Genomic DNA, 21,733 nt, shown 5'->3' with positions numbered 1-21,733 from the left:
TCCCGGCATACTCATGGGCGATCGATCAGGGACGCGTCCGTGCGTTCCTTCAACGGAGAGGAAGTCCCGTATGGGGGTGGCGAAGCCGGGTGAGGCGACCGCGAGGCGGGAGCCCGCGGGGTCCGGTGCCAGACGGGGCCGGCGCGAGCAGCTCCTGGAGGTCGCGGTCGAGCTCTTCGCCACCAAGGGCTACGCCGAGACGACGATGCGCGACATCGCCGAGGCGACGGGCATCCTGGCGGGGAGCATTTACCACCACTTCAGCTCCAAGGAGGCCATGCTCGACGAGATCCTCCGCGGGTTCCTCATCCCCCTGCACGAACGGTTCGCGGCCGTCGAGCGGGAGGGCGGCGACCCCAGGGAGACGCTCAGCGAGCTGATCCGGATCTCCTTCGCCCGCATCCACGACTCAACGCACGCGGTCGCGGTCTATCAGAACGAGAGCGGCAACCTCCTGCACCAGGAGGCGTTCGCCTATGTCGGCGACTACAGCGCCCGGGTCGAGCAGATCTGGCTCCGGGTGCTCACCGCGGGCCAGGAATCCGGAGCGGTCAGAGCGGACTTCGACGTGAAGCTCGCCTACCTGTTCATCCGGGACGCCATCTGGTCCGCGGTGCGCTGGTACCGGCCCGGAGGCCAGTTGCGGCCGGAGACCGTCGCCGACCAGTACCTGGACCTCCTCTACGGCGGCCTGACCTGACCGTCCGCCGCGGACGGCGGCGGGCCGGGATCCCGGGGAGCGGGACGGTCAGGGCCCCAGCCGCGTTTGAGGAGGCCGATGACGTGGTCGAGGGCCGCCAGGGGGTCGGGGCTCCGGCGGGCCAGCTGGGGAAGGTCCAGGACGTACCGGGCCAGCGCGACGACGGCGATGTCGTCGGGGCCGCGCCCGGTGCGCAGGGCGATGGCCTCGGCCAGCGCGGTCTCGTGGCGCAGCCACATCCGCCCGGCGTGGGCGGCCAGTTCCGGGGTGGACTCCACCAGCTCCAGAAAGGGCTTCAGGTCCCGGGATTCCTCCAGGAAGCGGAAGCGCTCCCGCAGATGGGCTTGGAGCGCGTCCAGAACCCCGGGAACGGACTCCTCCGCCTGCCGGACGGCCGCGAGGAGGGACTCTTCGCGGGAGGCGTCCTCGTCGAAGACAAGGGTGTGCTTCCCCTCGGGGAAGTAGGTGAAGAGCGTGGTCACCGAGACGTCCGCCGCGTCGGCGATCTCCTTCACGCTCACCCGGTCGTAGCCGCGCTCCAGGAAGAGGCGCAGTGCGGCGTCGCTGAGCGCTCTGCGGGTCTGTGTCTTTTTGCGTTCCCGGCGGCCCGTCGGTGGAGTCACCCGAGCACGGTAACAGCAAGAATCTGTAATCACTATGAAATTTGAGTGGTTGTGCATTCATGGCGGGTGTGGTTCGGTGGGCCCGACCGGCTGCCGCATCGGACGGGGGGACGCATGGCCATCCGGAGCATCCTGTCCGGGATGGGGGAGCCCCCCGCCGGGCCGGAACACCCGGCGGAACCCGGGTACTTCCAGGACCTGAACCTCGATCGGATCGCGACGGCGGTCGCCGAGGCGGGGAAGGATCCAGGGCTGGTCTCGCTCTTCCGCCTCCCCTCGCGGGACGTCCGGCTCATCGGCTTCCGCCACCAGGTCTTCCGGGACCTGGAGAAGCCCGCCGTGCGGGAGGCCGCGGAACGGTTCACGGCGGCGATGTCCAGGATCCGGCGACGGTCGGAACTGGTGGGCCGGATGAAGCACCCCCCGCAGGCGAACCGCTGGTTCCTCGATCTCGTACTGGAACACGCCGCCGCGGCGACGGCGTTCGCCGAGGGCCTGGAGGAGACGGAGGTCGCCTCTGCGGGGCTGCGAGCGCTGCGTGACGACATGGCCGGATACGTCCGGGAGGAGTCCTTCACGAGGCTCCGTGAACGGGCACGCGGGCTGCGCGACCGGTTGGAGGAGACCCGCTACGACCTCCTCATGCAAGGAGACAGGATCACCGTCGCCCGCCACGACCCGGAGGCCCGGTTCGACTACACCGAGCGGGTGCTGGCGGTGTTCGAGCGCTTCCGCCGGGACGCGGGGGAGGAGCCGCCCTGGGAGCCGCCTCCGGATCCGGGACTGGACCGGGTCGAGGCCGGGGTGCTGGACCTCGTGGTCGAACTGTTCCCCGGTGTGTTCGACGACCTCGCGGCGTTCCGCGCGGGCAACGAGCGCTTCCTGCCCGCCGACGTCGTCCGGGCGGAGCACGAGCTGAGGTTCTACCTCGGCTACCTCGCCTATCTCGCACCGCTGCGGGAGGCGGGCCTGCCCGTCTGCTACCCGGTCGTCTCCGCCACCGACAAGACCCTCCTCGCACGTGACGTGTTCGACCTCGCGCTGGCCGCCGAACGGGTGCGCCAGGGCGATCCGGTGGTGGCCAACGATGTGGAGCTCACCGGCGCCGAACGGATCATCGTCGTCTCCGGGCCCAACCAGGGCGGCAAGACCACTCTCTCCCGGGCCTTCGGCCAACTGCACCACCTGGCGGCCCTGGGATGTCCCGTGCCGGGCCGGGAGGCGCACGTCTTCCTGCCGGACCGGATCTTCACCCACTACGAGCGCGCGGAGAGCCCCGAATGGCTCACGAGCAAGCTGGAGGACGAACTGCTCCGGATGCGCGCGATCCTCGACCAGGCGACTTCTGAGAGCGTCATCATCCTGAACGAGGTCTTCACCTCCACGACCATGGACGACGCCCGGGTGCTCAGCGAGGCGGTCCTCGCGTCGATCTCCCGGCTCGACGCGTTGTGCCTGTGGGTGAGTTTCGTCGACGAGTTGTCGGAACTGGATCCCAAGGCGGTGAGCATGGTCGGCACGGTCGCCGACGGAGGCGCGACCCGCACCTACAAGGTGGTGCGCAGACCTCCGGACGGGCACGCCTACGCGTTCGCGCTCGTGGAGAGACACGGCCTGACCCGCGCCCGCCTCACCGAACGGGTACGCCGATGAGGCCGCGGCTGATGTTCGCCGACGGCGACTTCGACCCCCGGGCGCACGAGCCCTCCCTCGCCGGTGAACTGGTGGAGGACCTGGACCTGGAGACGTTGTGGGCGGGCATGGCGCGCGGAGACGGACGCCTGTTCGCCCTGGCCAGGGCCGCGACCCTGGCCCCGCTGACGGATCCGGCGGCCGTCGCCTACCGGCAGGAGGTGCTGGAAGACTGCCTGCGGAACGCCCCGGTCGTCCGGGCGCTCCACGCGCTGGCCGACGAGGCGGTCACCGCCGGGGAGAAGACGATCCGAGGGGCCGGCGGAAGCGCAGAAGCCCTGCTGAACTGGTCGCTGCGCCTGCTGGGGCTGTTCTGCGACCATCTGCGCGGTCTGGACGGGCTGGCCGCACGGCACGCCCGGGAGTTTCGTTCAGAGGGCTTCACCCGGTTGTTCCGGATGGTCCGAAGCGAGCTGAACGAGGAGTACCTCAGTTCGGTGGAGTCACTCCTGCGCCAGCTCGAATTCGACCACGGCGTCATCGCCAGCGCCCGCCTCGGTGAGGGGAACAAGGGCATCGACTTCCGGCTGCACGAGCCTCCGGGGAAGGGACGCGCCTCGGCCCTCCACCGGCGGCTGAAGAAGTCGGGCCTCAGCTATGCCATCCCGGGCCATTACGAGGACGACTGGCGCCTGCTGGCGGCGTTCCGCGGTCGTGCCCTCGGTCCCGTCGCCGACGCCTTGGCCCGCTCCGCCGGCCATGTCCGCGATCTCTTCCGCGCCCTGCGGGACGAACTGGGCTTCTACGTCGGCTGCCTCAACCTCGCCGAGACCCTGTCCCGGCTCGGCCTGCCGGTCTGCCTTCCCCGGCCGCGCCCCGTCGAGTCGGCGGCCTTCACCGCCCGCGGCCTGTACGAGCCCTGCCTGGCGCTGCGGCTCGACGCCGCCGTAGTGGGCAACGACGTCGACGCCGACGGCATCGGCCTGATCGCGGTCACCGGCACGAACCGGGGCGGCAAGTCCACCTTCCTGCGCGCCGTCGGGGTGGCCCACCTGATGATGCAGTGCGGCATGTTCACCGCCGCGCGCGGTTTCACGGCGTCGGTGGCCGAAGGGGTCTTCACCCATTTCAAGCGGGAGGAGGACCGCTCGATGTCCAGCGGCAAGCTCGACGAGGAGCTGTCCAGGATGAGCGCGATCGTCGACCGCCTGCGGCCGGGGTCGCTGGTGTTGTGCAACGAGTCCTTCATGTCCACCAACGAGCGGGAGGGATCGGACATCTCCCTCGAGGTCGTCGGGGCGCTGACCGGGCTCGGAGTCCGGGTCGTGTCCGTGACGCACCTGTACGGATTCGCCCGTCGGATGCGGGAGGAACGGCCTGAGGGGTGCCTGTTCCTCACCGCGGGACGAGGAGACGGGGGCGAGCGCACTTTCCGCCTCCACCCGGGAGTCCCCTCGCCCACGGCCCATGCCGCGGATCTTCACGCCCGCATCTTCGGGCCGGGATGATGATTCAGGTACCCCGGCGCTTACCGGACCGGACGTCCCATGGCTAACTTGGGCTCATGAAACCTGGAGACGTGGTCGAGGACTTCGCGCTGCCCGACGAGACCGGGACGGTGCGCAGGCTGAGTGAGCTGCTGGCCGACGGGCCCGTGGTGCTGTTCTTCTACCCGGCGGCCTTCACCCCGGGCTGCACCGCGGAGGCCTGCCACTTCCGCGACATCGTGGAGGAGTTCCGCGCGTTGGGAGGGCGGCCCGTCGGGATCAGCGGGGACACGGTGGAACGCCAGGCGGAGTTCAGCGACAAGTACTCCCTGGGCTATCCCCTGCTCGCCGACCCCGACGGGAAGGTCAGGGAGCTGTTCGGGGTCAAGCGGGGACTGGCGCTGGCGCCCACCAAGAGGGTCACGTACGTGATCGACACCGACCGCAGGGTGCTCGAGGTGGTCAAGAGCGAGATCCGCATGAACGTCCACGCGGACCGCGCGCTGGAGGCGCTGCGCCGCCGTCAGGCCGTCTGAGGCCAGCTGCTCAGGTCGCGGAAGCGCGGCTCGGGCAGCAGCCGAAGGCCCGTCGCGGCGGCGGCCGGGTCGCTGAGGAAGCGCTCGGTGTCGAAGCGGCGGGTCTCGGCGACGGTGAGGACCCCGCACAGCAGGGCGTCCTGCACCCGCACCATGACCAGCGGGCCGATCTGGGCGAAGGCCTGCTCGCACGCCTGGAGCTCGACGGCCAGGGCGTGCAGGGCGTCGCGCCGCGGGTCGGTGGCCGCCGTCCGCAGGTCGCCCAGCAGCGTGAGGAAGTCGCGGCGCAGGCGCGCGGTGTTCTTGCCCGCCAGGTAGTACTGGGTGTGCCAGGGGGAGGAGCCCGCCGGCACCTGCATGCGCACCCGCAGGTCCATCACGTCCACGAAGTTCTCGTAGGACTTGGTCAGCACCTCGTGGGAGGCCGGGGTCGCGCCGACCAGCCCGCCCCGGAAGGTGGTGGGCTCGGGTTCGGCGACCTGCCCGGCGAGTTGGTCTTCGACGGCGTCGAGCGCCTGGGCCAGGTCCCGGTAGCGCTCCAGGTCCCGGTCGCGTTCGGCGTCCAGCTCGTCCAGCCGGTCCAGCGCCAGGTCGGTCTGGGCGCGCAGCGCCACCAGCTCGGCCCGGATCAGCTCCGGCGCCGTCGGGTCACCGAGCTGGTCGAGCCGCCCGGACAGCTCGCGCTGCTCCGAGGGGCCGACCTCCCCGGCGGTGCGCAGCTCCTCCAGGGCGGTGTCGACCCGCTGGGTCTGCTCCTCCCGGACTCGGCGCAGTTCCTCCAGCGCGTCGGCCAGCCGTGCGGAGTGCTCCTCGCGCCCCTGCCGCAGCTCCTCGAGCGCCTCGGTGAACCGGGTGTCCTGCTCTTCCCGCTCCCGTCGCAGATCGGTGGAGACGGCGGTGAAGCGCGCCTCGTCCTCCTCGCGGGCCCGCCGCAGTTCGGCGAGGGCCTGATCGAAGTGTTCGCCCTGCTCGCCGAGGTCTCGGCGGATCTCGGCCAGCACGTCCTCATACCGCCGGGTGCGCTCCTCCAGCGCGGCCAGTGCCGTCGTGTGGCGGACGTCCTGCTCGCCGTGCTCGGCGCGCAGTTCGGCGACGAGCGCCTCGGCCCAGGAGCCCTGCTCCTCCCGCTCCCGGCGCAGCGCGCTGATCGCCGCCTCCAGGTGCGTGATCTGGTTGTCGCGGGTGCGGCGCAGTTCGATGAGGGTGGTCTCCAGCCGGCTGGACTGCTCCTCCACCCGGCTCACGTAGCCGGCCAGCTCGTCGTAGCGGCGCAGCGTGGAGTTCAGTTCCTCCTGCGCGTGGCCGAGTTCGGCGGTGCGCTTGGTGAGCCGGGCCAGGTCGGCGGACTCGGGGCGTCCGGCGACGTCGGCGCGCAACTCGTGCAGTTCGGCCAGCGCGGCCTCGAGCCGTTCGGCGAGTTCGGTCCCCGAGGCGCGGAGATCGGAGAGTGCGGCCGAGTCGCGTCTCGTCCGGCCGAAGGCCAGGTAGAGCTCCGCACCGGCGACAGCCAGGCACGCGACGACCAACACCACCGTCATGGCACTCCTCGGGTTTTTTTGTTTCTCTGACGATAAGGCCTGAAAAGCTAACGGGGTACCGTCTTTCGGACATGCCGAAAGATCTCTTCTCGGGTGGAGCGGGAGATCGACCTGCCGCGTCCTCAGTTGAGGCAGCAGGTCGCGCACGCCTCGGCGTCGGGCAGCGTGACCCAGAGGCAGCAGGTGCGGCGGCGGTCCGGATCGAGCTCCATCAGCCCGGAGACCGGCGCCCCGGCCCGCGCCAGGAGCCCGGCCGCGTCGGGTGTGCCGGGCAGCAGCGGGGCGAAGGCCGACAGCGGGTGGGTGAGGGACTCGGCGACCGACCCCCACAGGTTGCGCCGACCCGCCCGCGCCACCCTGGCGAGGGCGTCGATGAGCGGGGTGTGCAGGTCCAGCAGGATGGCGCGCACGTCGGTGGCCGGGACGAGGTCGCGCGCCCCGACGAGCAGGCGCGGCTCGTGCGGCAGCCGCCGCACGAGGGTGTCGTCGGCGGTCAGCGCGGGGAAGACGCCGTTCAGGGCCCAGCCGAGGGCGACGGGGGCGGTGGACCAGTAGGCGAAGCCCTTCCACCACAGGGTCGCCGCCACATGCCGGGGGGCGTTCCACTGGGCCGCGGCCTCCTCGACCATCTCGCCGAGCGCGGTGTAGGGCGGGGTCGCCAGCTCGCGGACGGTGACGCCCTCCTGGAGGTGCAGGCCGGGAGCGATGCCTGGAACGCCGCCGGCGGAGGCGGCCTCCTCGAGCAGGGCGAGCAGTGGAAGCAGCGAGGGGTCGGAGTCTGCGGGGGAATACGGGCTGACGTTGATGGCGGTCATGCTGTTCCCCGGGGAGTGAGAGGGCTTGCAAATTAGGTAAGCCTTGCCTAATTTATTGTCCAGGTATCTGTCAACCCACACCTGACCCCACAGGGAAGGCCGGCACATGATGAAGACCGCCACCCGGCTGCGCGCCGAGGGGCTCCGGCTGGCCTACGACGGCCGGGTCGTCGTCGACGGGCTCGACCTGGCCGTCCCCGACGGGAAGGTCACCGCCGTCATCGGCCCGAACGGCTGCGGCAAGTCCACCACGCTGCGCGCGCTCGGCCGGCTGCTGCGCCCCCGCGGGGGAGTGGTGCTGCTGGACGGCGAGCGGATCGAGAAACTGCCGACCAAGGAGGTGGCCCGGGCGCTGGGCGTGCTCCCGCAGTCCCCGGTGGCCCCGGGCGGGCTGACGGTCGGCGAGCTGGCGGCTCGGGGCCGCCACCCGCACCAGAGCTGGTACCGCCCCTGGTCGGAGCGGGACGAGGCCGCGGTCGGCGCCGCCCTGGCCCGCACCGGGCTGCTGGAGCTGCGCGACCGCCAGGTGGAGGAGCTGTCCGGCGGCCAGCGCCAGCGGGCCTGGATCGCGATGGTGCTGGCGCAGGGCACCGACCTGCTGCTGCTCGACGAGCCGACGACCTACCTGGACCTGGCCCACCAGATCGACGTGCTCGACCTGGTCCGCGAGCTCAACGGCGACGGCCACACCGTCGTCATGGTGCTGCACGACCTGAACCTGGCGGCCCGCTACTGCGACCATCTCGTGGCCATGCGCGACGGCCGGGTGGCGGCGCAGGGCACTCCCGCCGAGGTGCTCAACTCCGAGCTGGTCCGCGAGGTCTTCGGCCTCGACGCCCAGATCATCACCGACCCCTCCGCGGGGACCCCGCTGGTGATCCCGCTCAGCCGCCTGCGCTGACCGCCCGCGCCGGGGAGGTCAGCGCAGGCCCAGGAAGTCGGCCATCCGGGCGGTGGCGTACCGGAAGAGCGGCCCCGCGGGGTCGGCGCTGTTGGCGAACTGGCCGAACACCTCGAACCCGACCAGTCCGAACAGCTGAGACCAGACCATGAGCAGCCGGGCGGCGTCCTCCGGAGAGAGGTCCAGGCCCGCGGCCTCGGTGACGGCCCGCATCTGGTCGTCGAGCTCCGGTTCCAGCGGGCCGGTGAAGGGCCGCCGCAGCGGCTGTCCGGCCAGGAGGATCTCCGCGCACCTCCGGATGATCCGGGTCCCGGGGTCCACGGTCTCGGCGGGGGCCTCGTATCCGGGGACGGGAGTGCCGTAGAGCAGCGCGTATTCGTGCGGATGCGCCGTGGCCCATTCCCGCACCGCCGCGCACACCAGCATCCAGCGCTCCCGGGGCGGGGCCTGCGGCCTGTCCGCCTTCTCCGCCGCGTCGCCCAGCGCGTTGTAGGCGTCCAGGATGAGGGCGGTCAGCAGTTCGTCCCGGCTGGGGAAGTAGCGGTAGATCGCCGAGGACGCCATGCCCAGCGCGCGGGCCACCGCCCGCAGTGACAGCTGGGCCGAGCCCGCTTCGGAGAGCTGCCTCCTGGCCTCCTGCTTGATCTCGTGGGTCAGCTCGGCGCGTGCCCTCTCCCGGGCGGTGCGGATCGCGTTCATGCTCCCAGTCTGCCAGAGCACCACACTGAAAAGAGAGCACTGCTCTTGCTTTTGTCCGAAGGCCGGTGTTCAATGTTCTTAAGAGAGAGCACTGCTCACAAAGGAGAACACCGCATGCGCTATGTCGAGGCCGGCCGGATGGGGAACGCCTTCAACACCTTCGTGGGCTGGCTGACCGGCAAGGGGGTGAGCCTCTGGGGCGCCAACCTGGTCGCCGTGCGCGGCCGCAAGAGCGGAGAATGGCGCACCAACCCCGTCAACCCCCTCGCGCTGGACGGCGAGCGCTACCTCGTCGCCCCGCGCGGACACACCCAGTGGGTGCGCAACCTGCGTGCCGCCGGAGGCCACGGAGAGCTGCGTTTGGGCAGGAAGGCGACCCCCTTCGCCGCGGTCGAGCTGGCGGACGAGGAGAAGCCGCCGGTCCTGCGCGCCTACCTCAAGCGCTGGAAGTTCGAGGTGGGCGTCTTCTTCGACGGACTCGACCACACCTCCTCCGATGAGGAGCTGCTGCGCGTCGCCCAGGGCTACCCCGTCTTCCGGATCTCCTGATGGCCGGGACGCGGGGTGTCCTCCCGCCGCTGACTACGGCATGATGCCGAACCGTGGTCATCAAGGACACTGGGGACATCGAGCGTCAAAACGGGAATGGTGGGGGCGGGCCGGAATTCCGGGTGGCCTCGGTGGTGCGGCGGCACGGCAGGGAGCGTCCGGAGGCGCCCGCGCTGACGGGCGACGGGCGGACCGTCTCCTACGGCGAGCTGGACACCCGTTCCAGCCGGGTCGCACAAGCCCTGCTGGCCGAGGGCGTCCGGGCCGGGGACAGGGTCGCCTACGTCGGCAAGAACGCCCCCGAGTACTTCGACCTGCTCTTCGGCGCCGCCAAACTCGGCGCGGTCATCGTCCCGGTGAACTGGCGGCTGACCGGCCGGGAGATCGAGGCGATCCTCACGGACGCGGGCGCCGCCCTCACCCTGGCCGACCGGGAGGCGGGCGCCTTCCCCGCCCCCGGACCGCTGCTGCGCACCGGCCCGGAGTTCGAGGGCTGGCTCGCCGCGCACGAGGCGGCCGACCCCGGCTTCACCGGAACCCCCGACGGCATCGTCGCCCAGCTCTACACCTCCGGGACGACCGGCGTCCCCAAGGGCGTGCTGCTGAGCAACCGGAACTTCGCCGTCGGAGAGCGCAGGGCCTCCCGCTGGCTGCTGGACGAGGACTCGGTGAACCTTGTGGCCTCGCCGGTCTTCCACGTCGGAGGGACAGGCTGGGCGCTCACCGGCCTGCACGCGGGCTGCCACCACGTCGTCGTCCGGGACGTCCGCGCCGCCGAGCTGGCGGAACTGTTCGAGCGCCACCGGATCACCAACGGCTTCGTCGTCCCGGCGGTGCTCCAGGCGCTGTGCGACCTGCCGGAGCGGTACGACTACTCGGCGGTCCGCGCCATCGGCTACGGGGCCGCGCCCATCACCACCGGGTTGCTCCGGCGGGTGAAGGAGGTCATCGGCGCTCCGCTCTACCAGGTCTACGGGATGACCGAGACGACCGGGACGATGGTGCAGCTCGACCCGGCCGACCACGAACGCGGGGAACTGCTGCGCTCGGCGGGCCGGCCCTTCCCGTGGGTGGAGCTGAAGGTCGTCGATCCGGAGAGCGGCCGGGAGCTGCCGTCGGGGGAGACCGGCGAGGTGTGGGTGCGCTCGGACCAGAACACGCGCGGCTACTGGAACCGCCCGGAGGAGACCGCGCGGCTGCTCACCCCGGACGGCTGGCTGCGCACCGGGGACGCCGGCCACCTGGACGCCGAGGGCCACCTCTTCCTCACCGACCGGATCAAGGACATGATCGTCACCGGCGGCGAGAACGTGTACCCGGTCGAGGTCGAGGAAGTGCTGGCCCGGCACCCCGGGATCGCCGACGTGGCGGTCGTCGGGGTGCCCGACCGGCGCTGGGGGGAGAGCGTCCTGGCCGTCGTGGTGCCCAGGGGGGATCCGGGCGGGCTGACGGAGGAGGACGTCCTGGAGTACGGAAGGCGGCACCTCGCCGGATTCAAACGCCCCCGGTCTGTGGTGTTCCTGGACGAGTTGCCACGCAACCCCGGCGGCAAGGTGCTGAAGAAGGACCTGCGCGCCCCCTACTGGGAGGCCGAGGGCCGCGCCATCGGCTGACCCCGGGGTTCAGGACTTCGACGCCCGGATCGAGTACATCATCGGGATCCCGGGCGCGCCCTCGGGCCGCCGGTAGACGCCGTCCGGCCCGGCCTCGAGGTCGTGGTAACGGGGGAAGAGCGTGTTCTCGTGCTCGTGCAGGAACTCGATGCGCAGCCCGGCCCCGGCGATGGCCGACACCACGCTCCCGAGTGTGTGGTCCCAGGAGACCGAGACGTTGTTCTTCGTCTCGGCCTTCTGATCCGCGTACGTGCCGGACTCGTCCCAGACCTTGGCGCCCTCGTCGAAGTAGTCATGGGTGACGACGGTGCCCGTCTCGTCGTCCAGGACGTTGGTGATGGGGTGGAACTCCGACAGGTAGAGGAACCCGCCGGGCTTCAGCAGGTCGGAGACCACCCGCGCCCAGCGTGTCAGGTCCGGCAGCCAGAGCAGCGCGCCGAACCCGGTGTAGACGAGGTCGAAGGTCTCGCCTTCGAACGCGGTGACGGCGTCGTAGACGTCGGCCTGGACGAACCGGGCCTCGATCTCCAGTTCGGCTGCGAGTTCCCGCGCGGCCTCCACCGCGGGCCCGGAGAAGTCCAGCCCGCTCACCCTCGCCCCGCGCGCCGCCCACGACAGGGTGTCCTGTCCGAAATGGCACTGCAGGTGGACGAGGCTCCGGCCGGTGACGTCGCCGACCTCGGCGATCTCGAAGTCCCGCAGGACGTCCCGTTTCTCGCGGAACCCGGGGAGGTCGTAGAACGACCCTGCTAGATGGATTGGTACCCGTTCATCCCAATTCGCCTGGTTTACTTCTCGCCAGTGTCCGATGAGGTCTTTCATGGGGAGCGACCCTAGTCGTGCCGGTTCGAGGGAAGAAAGCGATTTGTTTTTCGAACAGTTCTCCTTGAGCGCGTCGGTCGTGGCGGGGAATGGGGCCCGGGTCCGGGCGGAACGGGACCACGGTCCCTGGGAGGCGGGGCGGGCGCGGCTCGATCATCGGCGTATGCGATTCCCCTTCCGTGTGATCATGCTCGTGGCGGCGCTGGCCCTCGGCCTGGCGGCGCCGGCCCAGGCCGCGCCCGCCAAGAAGACCGTCAAGGTGGTGGCGACCAGTCTGAGCGGCAAGCGCATCTACCTGGACCACCACGTCTCCTACTGCGTGAAGAAGAACGACTGCGAGCCCTCGGCCAAGGACGGCACCAGCAAGGTCGCGAAATACACGCAGACCGTGAAGGTGCGCCGCAAGCACGGGGTCTGGATCAACACCGCGGCGATCAAGCCGCATCGTGTGCGCGTCTACGTCAACGGCAAACTGGTCTACGACAAGAAGGCCAAGTGGCACGCCCAGGACGACGCCGGTTTCTACATCGCTGATTACACGTACTTCAACCGATAACGAAACGGTGTACGGGGACCACGGTCCATGGGGAAGGGGACCATGGTCCCTAAGGGACATATGCGACATGGCATGATCATCGATGTATGCGCCTTCCCCGCAGGAAACCAACGGAGCTAGCCGGTGATCACCGCGACGATCCGGGTCCCCGGCGGGAACTCGCCCCGCCGGATCATGGTGTACAGGCCGTAGAGCATCTTTCCCGTGTAGACCCAGTCCAGCCGTACGCCGTGGCGGGCGCCGAAGTCCTCGACGAAGGCGTCGAGCTCGGACGTACGGCGGGCGTAGCCGCCGAAATGGAACTCCGTCTGGATCGACCAGGCGGAGTTCTCGCGTTCGTGCTCCCTTTGCAGACGGGCCACCTCGTCCCGCAGGAACCCTCCGCCCTTGAGCACCGCGAAGCCCAGCGCCCGCGCGCCCTCGCGCAGGCCCAGAGCCAGTCCCGCGAGCGTGCCGCCGGTGCCGACGGGACAGCACAGCACGTCGTACGGCTCGGTGATCTCCTCCGCGAGTTCGACGCAGCCCCGGACGGCCAGGGCGTTGGACCCGCCCTCCGGCAGCACGTAGAACCGTCCGGGCGGTACCGGCTTGTCGCGGTAGGCGGTGCGGGAGACGTACTCCAGCCGCATGCCCCGGGCCGTCGCGAAGGCCAGGACGGGGTTGAGCGGCAGGTGCTCCTCACCGCGGATGACGCCGACCGTCCGGAACCCGAAGATGCTCCCGGCCGCGGCCGTGGCCCGGATGTGGTTGGAGTAGGCGCCACCGAACGTCAGAAGGGTGTCGTGACCCTGTTCGGCCGCGGCCCCGAGGTTGTACTTGAGCTTGCGCCACTTGTTGCCGGGGACCTCCGGGTGGATCAGGTCGTCCCTTTTAAGAAACAACCGGACGTCCCCCAGCCGCTCGTCGGAGATCTCGGCCAAGGGCGAAGGCAGGAGGAGCTCCACCTTCCCCAGCTTAGCCGCGGGACGGGAGGGACGGCTGACGCCGGTTTTCTCCGTCCACCGGCCGGGGATCAAGGCCTGTACCGAAGGGGACGCCGAATGGACGTGGTGCTGTGAGCGCGGTGGGCGAGGGAAGCGGACGTCCGGCGGGCCGGCCGGTGGTGATGCTGGTGACCGCCACCGTGGGGTTCGCGGTGAACTTCTGGGCCTGGGCGCTGCTCAGCCCGCTGGGTCCCCGCTTCAAGGAGATCCTGGGTTTGAGCGCGCTGCAGCAGGCGCTCCTGGTGGCCGTCCCGGTGGTGGTGGGTTCGGTGGGGCGCGTCCCGGTGGGCGTGCTGACCGACAGGTTCGGCGGCCGGGTGATGTTCCCGCTGGTCTCGGCGGTGACGATCATTCCGGTGCTCTACCTGGGGCTGGCCGGCTACGAGTCGTTCGCCGGGCTGCTGGTCGGCGGGTTCTTCCTCGGGGTGGGCGGAACGGTCTTCGCGGTCGGCGTCCCGTTCGTCAACGCGTGGTTCCCGCCCGAGCGGCGGGGGCTGGCGATCGGGGTGTTCGGGGCCGGCATGGGCGGCACCGCGATCAGCGCGCTCACCACGGTGAAGTTGGTTGACATGTCTGGCATGTCCACTCCCTTCGTGGTGACCGCCGTGCTGCTGGCGGTCTACGCCGCGGTCGCCTATCTGGTGCTGAGGGAGGCCCCCGGCCGCCGCGCCCCCACCGGCTCGGCCCTGCGGAACCTGGCCGCCACGGTCCGGCTGTCGGTGACCTGGCAGGCATCGGCGCTGTACGCCATCGCCTTCGGCGGCTACGTCGCGTTCTCGGTGTACCTGCCGACCTACCTGCGGACGGCGTACGAGCTCACCCAGGCGGACGCGGCCAACCGGATGGCCGGCTTCGTGGTGCTGGCGGTGCTGATGCGCCCGCTGGGCGGCTGGCTGTCCGACCGGTTCGGCGCGGTACGGGTCCTGGCCATCGTCCTGGCCGTCGTGACCGTGGGAGCCGCGGTCCAGGCCTTCACCCCGCCCCTCATGCCGCTGGGGACCATCGCCTTCCTGTCGATGGCCGCGGCGCTGGGAGCCGGAAGCGGAGCGGTCTTCGCTCTGGTGGCGCTGCTGGCCCCGCAGGACAAGGTCGGCTCGGTCACCGGGGTGGTCGGCGCCGCCGGAGGGCTCGGCGGCTTCATCCCGCCCCTGGTGATGGGCGTGATCTACAGCGCCTACGGGCGCTACGCGCTCGGCCTGGCACTGCTCTCCCTCGTCGCCGTGGCGGGAGTGTTCTTCACCGTCACCACGGTGCGGAAGGGAGTGGAGCGGCGGCGTACCGCCCTCGCGGCCGCCTGAGCGTACCCGTGCGTGTCGATGGACAGGACCCCCGGAACTGGAGAGGACGTCCCGAGGACGTCCCAGGAGGCGATAGATGAGCACCGAGACCGGAGCCCCGGCGGAACGCCCCGGGCTGGACGGCCCGCTGGCCCAGGCGCTGGTGGGGACCCGCCGGTTCTTCACCCGTTCGGAGGTCTCCGAGGACCTGCGGACGATGTACCAGGCGGGAGGCAGGCAGGCCGACACCTTCTACCGCGACCGCTGGTCGCACGACAAGGTGGTGCGCTCCACCCACGGGGTGAACTGCACGGGCTCCTGCTCGTGGAAGGTGTACGTCAAGGACGGCATCATCACGTGGGAGGCGCAGCAGACCGACTACCCGTCGGTGGGGCCGGACCGCCCCGAGTACGAACCCCGGGGCTGCCCTCGCGGCGCGGCGTTCTCCTGGTACACCTACTCGCCGACCCGGGTGCGCTACCCGTACGTGCGCGGCGTGCTGCTGGAGATGTACCGCGAGGCCAGGGCCAGGACGGGCGACCCGGTGACGGCCTGGGCGGAGATCGTCTCCGACCCGGAGAAGTCCCGCCGCTACAAGTCGGCGCGCGGCAAGGGCGGCCTGGTGCGGTCCACCTGGGACGAGGCCGTCGAGATGGTCGCCGCCTCCTACGTGCACACCATCAAGGAGTTCGGCCCCGACAGGGTGGCGGGGTTCTCCCCGATCCCCGCGATGTCGATGGTCTCGCACGCGGCGGGTTCCCGGTTCACGTCCCTGATCGGCGGCTCCATGTTGTCGTTCTACGACTGGTACGCCGACCTGCCGGTCGCCTCCCCGCAGGTGTTCGGCGACCAGACGGACGTGCCTGAGTCGGGGGACTGGTGGGACGCCGCCTACCTGATCATGTGGGGCTCGAACCTGCCGGTGACCCGTACGCCCGACGCGCACTGGATGGCTGAGGCCCGCTACCGGGGCCAGAAGGTCGTGGCCGTCGCGCCCGACTACGCCGACAACGTCAAGTTCGCCGACGAGTGGCTGCCCGCCCGGCCCGGCACCGACGGCGCGCTCGCTATGGCGATGGGCCACGTCGTCCTCAAGGAGTTCTTCGTCGACCGGCAGGTCCCCTACTTCACCGACTACGTCAAGCGCTACAGCGACCTGCCGTTCCTGGTCCGGCTGGAGCCGAACGCCGCGGGCGACGCCTACGCCCCGGCCAAGTTCCTCACCGCCGCCGACCTGCCGGGCGCCGAGGCGCAGGCGGAGAACGCCGCGTTCAAGACCGTCCTCCTGGACTCCGCCACGGGAAGGCCCCTGGTCCCCAACGGGTCGCTGGGCTTCCGCTACGGAGAGTCCGGAGCCGGCCGGTGGAACCTGGACCTGGGAGACGCCGACCCGCTGCTGAGCGCGGCCGCGGAGACGGGGGAGGCCGTGGAGGTCGACCTCCCCAGGTTCGACACCGTCGACGGCTCCCCCGGGACTCTGAGGCGCGGGGTGCCGGTGCGCCGCATCGGCGGGCATCTCGTCACGACCGTCTATGACCTGACCCTCGCCCAGTACGGGGTGCGGCGGGAGGGCCTGCCCGGCCGCTGGCCCACGGGCTACGACGACGCCGAGGAGCCCTGCACGCCCGCCTGGCAGGAGACCTTCACCGGCGTCCCGGCGCAGGCCGCGGCCCGCATCGGCCGCGAGTTCGCCGCCAACGCCGAGGAGTCACGCGGCCGGTCGATGATCATCATGGGTGCGGGCACCAACCACTGGTTCCACTCCGACACCATCTACCGCGCCTTCCTGGCCCTGACCACGCTGACCGGCTGCCAGGGCGTGAACGGCGGCGGCTGGGCCCACTACGTCGGCCAGGAGAAGTGCCGGCCGGTCACGGGCTGGTCGCAGCTGGCGGGCGCCCTCGACTGGTCGCGCCCGCCCCGCCAGATGATCCAGACCGCCTACTGGTACCTGCACACCGACCAGTTCCGCTACGACCACTTCAGCGCCGGCACCCTGTCCGCGGCCACCTCCGGCGGGACGCTGGCCGGCCGCACCACCGCCGACGTCATCGCCCAGTCGGCCCGGATGGGCTGGATGCCCTCCTACCCCACGTTCGACCGCAATCCGCTGGATCTGGCCGACGCCGCCGAGGCCTCGGGCAGGCCGATCGGGGAGTACGTGGCCGAGGAGCTGAAGGCCGGACGGCTGAAGTTCGCCTGCCAGGACCCCGACGCCCCCGAGAACTTCCCCCGGGTGCTGACCATCTGGCGGGCCAACCTGCTCGGCTCCTCCGCGAAGGGCAACGAGTACTTCCTCAAACACCTGCTGGGCGCCGACTCCAACCTCCGTGCCGAGGAGACCCCGCCCGAGCTGCGTCCCAAGGACGTCACCTGGCGGGAGGAGGCGCCGACCGGCAAGCTCGACCTGCTGCTCACCCTGGACTTCCGGATGACCAGCACCACCGTCTACTCCGACATCGTGCTGCCCGCCGCGACCTGGTACGAGAAGCACGACCTCAACACCACCGACATGCACCCCTTCGTGCACGCCTTCAGCCCCGCCATCGCCCCGCCGTGGCAGACCCGCACGGACTGGGACGCCTTCCAGACCATCGGCGCGGCGTTCAGCAGGCTCGCCGCCACCCACCTCGGAGTGCGCAAGGACGTCGTCGCGGTGCCGCTGCTGCACGACACCCCCGACGAGATGGCCAACCCGCACGGCAGGGTCGCCGACTGGACCGCGGGGGAGTGCGAGCCGGTCCCGGGCGTGACGATGCCCAAGCTCGTCGTGGTGGAACGCGACTACGGGGCGGTCTCGGCGAAGATGTCCTCGATCGGGCCGCTGGTGGAGAAACTGGGCGCCACCACGAAGGGCGTCACCTTCGAGCTGGAACGCGAGCTGGAGTACCTGCGCGGCAAGAACGGCACAGTCAGGGGAGGCCCCGCCGCCGGACGCCCCTCGCTGCGCAGCGACGTCCACGCCTGCGAGATGATCCTCGCCTTCTCCGGCAGCACCAACGGGCATGTGGCCACCCAGGGCTTCCAGACGCTGGAGCGGCGCACCGGGACCCGGCTGGCGGACCTGGCGGCCGAGAGCGAGGGCAAGCAGATCACCTTCGCCGACACCCAGGCCCGGCCCGTCCCGGTCATCACCTCGCCGGAGTGGTCGGGTTCGGAGACGGGAGGGCGCCGCTACTCGCCCTTCACCATCAACGTGGAGCGCCTCAAACCATGGCACACCCTGACGGGACGCCAGCACTTCTTCCTCGACCATGACTGGATGACCGAGCTGGGCGAGCAACTCCCGGTTTTCCGGCCTCCGCTGAACATGCACCAGCTGTTCGACGAGCCCCGGGTGGGCGAGAACGGCGAGCTGGGCATCACCGTCCGGTACCTGACCCCGCACAACAAGTGGTCCATCCACTCCGAGTACCAGGACAACCTGTTCATGTTGTCGTTGTCGCGGGGCGGCCCGACGATCTGGATGAGCGACCTGGACGCCGCCAAGATCGGGGTTTCGGACAACGACTGGGTCGAGGCGGTCAACCGCAACGGCGTCGTGGTGGCCCGCGCGGTCGTCTCGCACCGGATGCCCGAGGGCACCGTCTACATGCACCACGCGCAGGACCGTCTCATCGACGTCCCCCGCACCGAGACCACCGGGCGGCGCGGCGGCATCCACAACTCGCTGACCAGGCTGCTGATCAAGCCCAGCCACCTGATCGGCGGCTACGCCCAGCTCTCGTTCGCCTTCAACTACCTCGGTCCGACCGGCAACCAGCGCGACGAGGTCACCGTGATCCGCCGCCGTTCCCAGGAGGTGACGTACTGATGCGGGTCATGGCTCAGATGGCGATGGTGATGAACCTCGACAAGTGCATCGGCTGCCATACCTGCTCGGTCACCTGCAAGCAGGCGTGGACCAACCGCAGCGGCGTCGAGTACGTCTGGTTCAACAACGTCGAGACCCGTCCGGGGCAGGGGTATCCCCGCCGCTACGAGGACCAGGAGACCTGGCGCGGCGGCTGGTGGCTCAACAAGCGCGGGAAGCTGGCGCTCAGGGCCGGCGGGCGGCTGCGCAAGCTGCTCACGATCTTCTCCAACCCGAAACTGCCGTCCCTGGACGACTACTACCAGCCCTGGACGTACGACTACGAGACGCTCACCAACGCGCCCCTGCAGGAGCACACGCCCGTCGCCCGCCCGAAGTCGCTGATCACCGGCGAGGACATGAAGATCTCCTGGTCGGCGAACTGGGACGACGACCTGGGCGGCATGCCGCAGTACGGCTCGCAGGACCCGGTGCTGGAGGAGCTCGCCAAGGTCTCCGAGAAGGTGAAGCTGGAGTTCGACCGGACGTTCATGTTCTATCTGCCGCGCATCTGCGAGCACTGCCTCAACCCCAGCTGCGCCGCCTCCTGCCCGTCCGGCGCGATCTACAAGCGCACCGAGGACGGCATCGTCCTGGTCGACCAGGACCGCTGCCGCGGCTGGCGGATGTGCGTCACGGGCTGCCCGTACAAGAAGGTCTACTTCAACCACCGCACCGGCAAGGCCGAGAAGTGCACCTTCTGCTTCCCCCGGATCGAGGTCGGCATCCCGACGGTCTGCTCGGAGACCTGCGTGGGGCGGCTTCGCTACATCGGCCTGATGCTCTACGACGCCGACAAGGTGCTGGCCGCCGCCTCCGTGCCCGACGACGCCGACCTGTACGAGGCGCAGCGCGAGGTGTTCCTCGATCCGCACGACCCCGCCGTCGTGGCCGCCGCCGAGAGGGCGGGCATTCCCCGGGACTGGGTCGTGGCCGCCCAGCGTTCCCCCGTCTACGCCCTCATCAACCGGTTCAAGGTGGCGTTGCCGCTGCATCCGGAGTACCGGACCATGCCGATGGTCTGGTACATCCCGCCCCTGTCGCCGGTCGTGGACGTGGTGCGCGACACCGGGCACGACGCCGAGGACAGCGGCAACCTGTTCGCCGCGATCGAGGCGCTGCGCATCCCCGTGGAGTACCTCGCCGAGTTGTTCACCGCGGGGGACACCGGTCCCGTCGACGCCGTCCTGCGCAGGCTGGCGGCCATGCGCTCCTACATGCGCGACCTCAACCTGGGTCGCGACGCCGACGAGGAGATCCCCGTCAAGGTCGGCATGACCGGCGAGGACATGTACGACATGTACCGGCTTCTGGCGCTCGCCAAGTACGACGAGCGGTACGTCATCCCGCCCGCCCACGCCGAACAGGCCCACAAGCTCGAGGAACTGGCCACCGAGTGCAGCCTGGACTACGAGGGAGGCCCCGGCATGGGCGGCGGGGGACCGTTCGGCGAGGCCTCGGGCGGCGCCCAGCCGATCGCGGTGGAGAACTTCCACATGCTCCAGCAGCGGCAGACGGCCGACCGCTTCACCGACCCGGCCGACAAACGCAACCGGGTCAACCTCCTCAACTGGGATGGCAAGGGCGTCCCGCCGGGGCTCTTCCCCGAACGGACCGACACCCCCGGACCCGGAGACACCAACCCGCCCGCCGACTCCGGCGCCGGCAGGACGGAGCCCAAGCCATGAAGAAGTCGAAGACCGCGAGCCGCGCGCTCACCGGAACCGACCGCGCCATCGCCTGGCAGTCCGCCTCGCTCCTGCTCGGCTATCCCGACGAGCACCTCCTGGAGCGCCGTCCGCTGCTCAGACGCGCCGCGGCGGAACTGCCCGCGGCCGTGGGAGGGCCGCTGGGGCGCTTCCTCGACCACCTCGACGCCACGCCGCCGCCCGAACTGGCCGCCGACTACGTCGCCACGTTCGACCACCGCAAACGGTGCTGTCTCTACCTGACGTACTACGCCTACGGCGACACCCGCGAACGCGGCAGGGCGCTGCTGCGGTTCAAGACCGCCTACCGCGAGGCCGGGCTCGTCCTGGACGACGGGGAACTGCCCGACCACCTCGCGGTCGTCCTGGAGTTCGCCGCCACCGGCGACCCCGAGACCGGACACCGGCTGCTGACCGAGCACCGGGCGGGGCTCGAACTGCTCCGCCTCGCGCTGACCGATGCCGCCTCCCCGTGGGGAGCGGTGCTGGAAGCGGTCTCGGCGACCCTTCCGCCACTGGCGGGGAACGACCGCGAAGCCGTCTTCCGCCTGGCCGCCGAGGGGCCGCCCGAGGAGGAGGTCGGCAGGGAGACCTACGGCGGACCGGTCCTGCTGCCCGAACCCAGGGTCCGCATGGGAGCCGGTCCCGCCACCCGAAGAGGAGCACGAGCATGACCCTGTATCTCGCGGCCCCTCAGGAGGCCGGACCCGGAGTCTGGGACATCCTGCTGTGGGTGGCCCTGCCCTACGCCACCATCGCGGTGTTCGTCCTGGGCCACTACTGGCGCTACCGCTACGACAAGTTCGGCTGGACCACCCGCTCCTCCCAGCTGCATGAGAACCGCCTGCTGCGGATCGGCAGCCCGCTGTTCCACTTCGGGATCCTGGTCGTCCTGCTCGGCCACATCGGAGGCCTGCTCGTCCCCGAGAGCTGGACGGCGGCCGCCGGCGTCAGCGAGGACGCCTACCACGTCATCGCCGTCGTGCTCGGGACGATCGCCGGGTTCTGCACCCTCACGGGCCTGGCGATCCTCATCTACCGGCGGCGCACCGTCGGCCCGGTCTTCTCCGCCACCACCCGCAACGACAAGCTGATGTACGCCGTCCTCGCGACGGTGATCGTGCTCGGCCTGGCCGCCACCGTCGCGGCGAACACCGTCGGCGGCGGCTACAACTACCGGGAGACCGTCTCGCCCTGGTTCCGGTCGGTGTTCGTGCTCCAGCCGGACCCGGAGCTGATGACGGGCGTGCCGCTGCTGTTCCAGCTGCACGCCCTCAGCGCCCTGAGCCTGTTCGTGATCTGGCCCTTCACCCGGCTGGTGCACATGCTCACCGCGCCGGTCGGCTACCTGACCCGGCCCTACATCGTCTACCGCAGCCGCGACGAGCAGCTCGGCACCCGGGCTCCCCGCAGGGGGTGGGAACGCACCGCCCGCTGACG

The 21,733-nt window shown here is 70.5% G+C and carries 19 protein-coding genes; 13 read left to right on the top strand and 6 right to left on the bottom strand.

Features of this window, described 5'->3' with window-relative positions; translation table 11 throughout:
- The first annotated feature begins 70 nt into the window (after nucleotides 1-70).
- Complete coding sequence (locus ABGB12_RS31875) at nucleotides 71-700, top strand: TetR/AcrR family transcriptional regulator (protein WP_347683717.1); 630 nt, start codon at nucleotides 71-73, stop codon at nucleotides 698-700.
- Here the strand turns inward: ABGB12_RS31875 and ABGB12_RS31870 are convergent.
- The gene (locus ABGB12_RS31870) at nucleotides 682-1,323 is read right to left on the bottom strand and encodes a TetR/AcrR family transcriptional regulator (protein WP_347683715.1); all 642 of its coding nucleotides are present in this window, start codon (nucleotides 1,321-1,323) and stop codon (nucleotides 682-684) included. The two genes, ABGB12_RS31875 and ABGB12_RS31870, sit on opposite strands and share 19 nt — an antisense overlap.
- A gap of 141 nt (nucleotides 1,324-1,464) precedes the next feature.
- Between ABGB12_RS31870 and ABGB12_RS31865 the strand changes: the two genes are divergently transcribed.
- Genes ABGB12_RS31865 through ABGB12_RS31855 form a run of 3 tightly spaced genes read left to right on the top strand, consistent with a single transcriptional unit; the run spans nucleotide 1,465 to nucleotide 4,978 of the window.
- Nucleotides 1,465-2,976, top strand: coding sequence for a hypothetical protein (locus ABGB12_RS31865; RefSeq protein WP_347683713.1), 1,512 nt, complete (start codon nucleotides 1,465-1,467; stop codon nucleotides 2,974-2,976).
- Complete coding sequence (locus ABGB12_RS31860; RefSeq protein WP_347683711.1) at nucleotides 2,973-4,463, top strand: hypothetical protein; 1,491 nt, start codon at nucleotides 2,973-2,975, stop codon at nucleotides 4,461-4,463. The genes ABGB12_RS31865 and ABGB12_RS31860 overlap by 4 nt, the downstream gene beginning before the upstream one ends.
- A 56-nt stretch (nucleotides 4,464-4,519) precedes the next feature.
- Complete coding sequence (locus tag ABGB12_RS31855; RefSeq protein WP_347683709.1) at nucleotides 4,520-4,978, top strand: peroxiredoxin; 459 nt, start codon at nucleotides 4,520-4,522, stop codon at nucleotides 4,976-4,978.
- Here ABGB12_RS31855 and ABGB12_RS31850 read toward each other — a convergent pair.
- Together ABGB12_RS31850 and ABGB12_RS31845 are read right to left on the bottom strand one after the other, a co-directional pair.
- Entirely contained in the window at nucleotides 4,966-6,516 is a 1,551-nt protein-coding gene (locus tag ABGB12_RS31850) for a hypothetical protein (RefSeq protein WP_347683707.1), read from the bottom strand. The two genes, ABGB12_RS31855 and ABGB12_RS31850, sit on opposite strands and share 13 nt — an antisense overlap.
- A gap of 122 nt (nucleotides 6,517-6,638) precedes the next feature.
- Nucleotides 6,639-7,331: a (2Fe-2S)-binding protein gene (locus tag ABGB12_RS31845; RefSeq protein ID WP_347683705.1), complete on the bottom strand. Its 693-nt coding sequence runs from the start codon at nucleotides 7,329-7,331 to the stop codon at nucleotides 6,639-6,641.
- Between the two features lie 109 nt (nucleotides 7,332-7,440).
- Here ABGB12_RS31845 and ABGB12_RS31840 point away from each other — a divergent pair, with 109 nt between their 5' ends.
- A complete protein-coding gene (locus tag ABGB12_RS31840; RefSeq protein WP_347683893.1) occupies nucleotides 7,441-8,232 on the top strand; it encodes an ABC transporter ATP-binding protein in 792 nt (263 codons plus the stop codon).
- Between the two features lie 18 nt (nucleotides 8,233-8,250).
- Here ABGB12_RS31840 and ABGB12_RS31835 read toward each other — a convergent pair whose 3' ends face one another.
- Nucleotides 8,251-8,931, bottom strand: coding sequence for a TetR/AcrR family transcriptional regulator (locus tag ABGB12_RS31835; protein ID WP_347683703.1), 681 nt, complete (start codon nucleotides 8,929-8,931; stop codon nucleotides 8,251-8,253).
- Between the two features lie 114 nt (nucleotides 8,932-9,045).
- Here ABGB12_RS31835 and ABGB12_RS31830 point away from each other — a divergent pair, with 114 nt between their 5' ends.
- Nucleotides 9,046-9,480 carry a nitroreductase/quinone reductase family protein gene (locus tag ABGB12_RS31830; protein WP_347683701.1) on the top strand — a complete coding sequence of 145 codons (435 nt, stop codon included), beginning with the start codon at nucleotides 9,046-9,048 and terminating at the stop codon, nucleotides 9,478-9,480.
- A gap of 122 nt (nucleotides 9,481-9,602) precedes the next feature.
- Nucleotides 9,603-11,093: an AMP-binding protein gene (locus ABGB12_RS31825; protein ID WP_347683699.1), complete on the top strand. Its 1,491-nt coding sequence runs from the start codon at nucleotides 9,603-9,605 to the stop codon at nucleotides 11,091-11,093.
- A gap of 9 nt (nucleotides 11,094-11,102) precedes the next feature.
- Here the strand turns inward: ABGB12_RS31825 and ABGB12_RS31820 are convergent, their stop codons facing one another.
- Nucleotides 11,103-11,915: a class I SAM-dependent methyltransferase gene (locus ABGB12_RS31820; RefSeq protein WP_347683697.1), complete on the bottom strand. Its 813-nt coding sequence runs from the start codon at nucleotides 11,913-11,915 to the stop codon at nucleotides 11,103-11,105.
- Nucleotides 11,916-12,078: 163 nt separating this feature from the next.
- Between ABGB12_RS31820 and ABGB12_RS31815 the strand changes: the two genes are divergently transcribed.
- Entirely contained in the window at nucleotides 12,079-12,471 is a 393-nt protein-coding gene (locus ABGB12_RS31815) for a hypothetical protein (protein WP_347683695.1), read from the top strand.
- Nucleotides 12,472-12,587: 116 nt separating this feature from the next.
- Here the strand turns inward: ABGB12_RS31815 and ABGB12_RS31810 are convergent, their stop codons facing one another.
- The gene (locus tag ABGB12_RS31810) at nucleotides 12,588-13,415 is read right to left on the bottom strand and encodes a pyridoxal-phosphate dependent enzyme (protein ID WP_347683693.1); all 828 of its coding nucleotides are present in this window, start codon (nucleotides 13,413-13,415) and stop codon (nucleotides 12,588-12,590) included.
- A 110-nt stretch (nucleotides 13,416-13,525) separates the two neighbouring features.
- Here ABGB12_RS31810 and ABGB12_RS31805 point away from each other — a divergent pair, with 110 nt between their 5' ends.
- The 5 genes from ABGB12_RS31805 (at nucleotide 13,526) to narI (ending at nucleotide 21,731) form a co-directional block, all read left to right on the top strand.
- On the top strand, nucleotides 13,526-14,752 hold the full coding sequence (locus ABGB12_RS31805) for an MFS transporter (protein WP_347683691.1): 1,227 nt from the start codon (nucleotides 13,526-13,528) through the stop codon (nucleotides 14,750-14,752).
- Between the two features lie 76 nt (nucleotides 14,753-14,828).
- Nucleotides 14,829-18,545, top strand: coding sequence for a nitrate reductase subunit alpha (locus tag ABGB12_RS31800; protein WP_347683689.1), 3,717 nt, complete (start codon nucleotides 14,829-14,831; stop codon nucleotides 18,543-18,545).
- Nucleotides 18,545-20,272: a nitrate reductase subunit beta gene (narH, locus tag ABGB12_RS31795; RefSeq protein ID WP_347683687.1), complete on the top strand. Its 1,728-nt coding sequence runs from the start codon at nucleotides 18,545-18,547 to the stop codon at nucleotides 20,270-20,272. The genes ABGB12_RS31800 and narH overlap by 1 nt, the downstream gene beginning before the upstream one ends.
- On the top strand, nucleotides 20,269-20,967 hold the full coding sequence (gene narJ / locus ABGB12_RS31790) for a nitrate reductase molybdenum cofactor assembly chaperone (RefSeq protein WP_347683685.1): 699 nt from the start codon (nucleotides 20,269-20,271) through the stop codon (nucleotides 20,965-20,967). The genes narH and narJ overlap by 4 nt, the downstream gene beginning before the upstream one ends.
- On the top strand, nucleotides 20,964-21,731 hold the full coding sequence (narI, locus tag ABGB12_RS31785; RefSeq protein ID WP_347683683.1) for a respiratory nitrate reductase subunit gamma: 768 nt from the start codon (nucleotides 20,964-20,966) through the stop codon (nucleotides 21,729-21,731). Before narJ ends, narI begins: the two co-directional genes overlap by 4 nt.
- Nucleotides 21,732-21,733 lie beyond the last annotated feature (2 nt).

The organism is Actinocorallia sp. B10E7, from assembly GCF_039871655.1.
Lineage (GTDB): Bacteria > Actinomycetota > Actinomycetes > Streptosporangiales > Streptosporangiaceae > Actinocorallia.
The sequence above is the reverse complement of the archived record's forward strand: the minus strand, read 5'-3'. Positions and strand labels throughout refer to the sequence as shown.

Bases quoted from the DNA above. Each gene is read 5' to 3' on its own strand.
- ABGB12_RS31850 (WP_347683707.1), bottom strand. From the start codon at position 6,516: ATGACGGTGGTGTTGGTCGTCGCGTGCCTGGCTGTCGCCGGTGCGGAG.
- narJ (WP_347683685.1), top strand. From the start codon at position 20,269: ATGAAGAAGTCGAAGACCGCGAGCCGCGCGCTCACCGGAACCGACCGC.
- ABGB12_RS31860 (WP_347683711.1), top strand. From the start codon at position 2,973: ATGAGGCCGCGGCTGATGTTCGCCGACGGCGACTTCGACCCCCGGGCG.
- ABGB12_RS31835 (WP_347683703.1), bottom strand. From the start codon at position 8,931: ATGAACGCGATCCGCACCGCCCGGGAGAGGGCACGCGCCGAGCTGACC.
- ABGB12_RS31820 (WP_347683697.1), bottom strand. From the start codon at position 11,915: ATGAAAGACCTCATCGGACACTGGCGAGAAGTAAACCAGGCGAATTGG.
- ABGB12_RS31830 (WP_347683701.1), top strand. From the start codon at position 9,046: ATGCGCTATGTCGAGGCCGGCCGGATGGGGAACGCCTTCAACACCTTC.
- ABGB12_RS31845 (WP_347683705.1), bottom strand. From the start codon at position 7,331: ATGACCGCCATCAACGTCAGCCCGTATTCCCCCGCAGACTCCGACCCC.
- ABGB12_RS31815 (WP_347683695.1), top strand. From the start codon at position 12,079: ATGCGATTCCCCTTCCGTGTGATCATGCTCGTGGCGGCGCTGGCCCTC.
- ABGB12_RS31840 (WP_347683893.1), top strand. From the start codon at position 7,441: ATGAAGACCGCCACCCGGCTGCGCGCCGAGGGGCTCCGGCTGGCCTAC.
- narI (WP_347683683.1), top strand. From the start codon at position 20,964: ATGACCCTGTATCTCGCGGCCCCTCAGGAGGCCGGACCCGGAGTCTGG.
- narH (WP_347683687.1), top strand. From the start codon at position 18,545: ATGCGGGTCATGGCTCAGATGGCGATGGTGATGAACCTCGACAAGTGC.
- ABGB12_RS31800 (WP_347683689.1), top strand. From the start codon at position 14,829: ATGAGCACCGAGACCGGAGCCCCGGCGGAACGCCCCGGGCTGGACGGC.
- ABGB12_RS31865 (WP_347683713.1), top strand. From the start codon at position 1,465: ATGGGGGAGCCCCCCGCCGGGCCGGAACACCCGGCGGAACCCGGGTAC.
- ABGB12_RS31875 (WP_347683717.1), top strand. From the start codon at position 71: ATGGGGGTGGCGAAGCCGGGTGAGGCGACCGCGAGGCGGGAGCCCGCG.
- ABGB12_RS31855 (WP_347683709.1), top strand. From the start codon at position 4,520: ATGAAACCTGGAGACGTGGTCGAGGACTTCGCGCTGCCCGACGAGACC.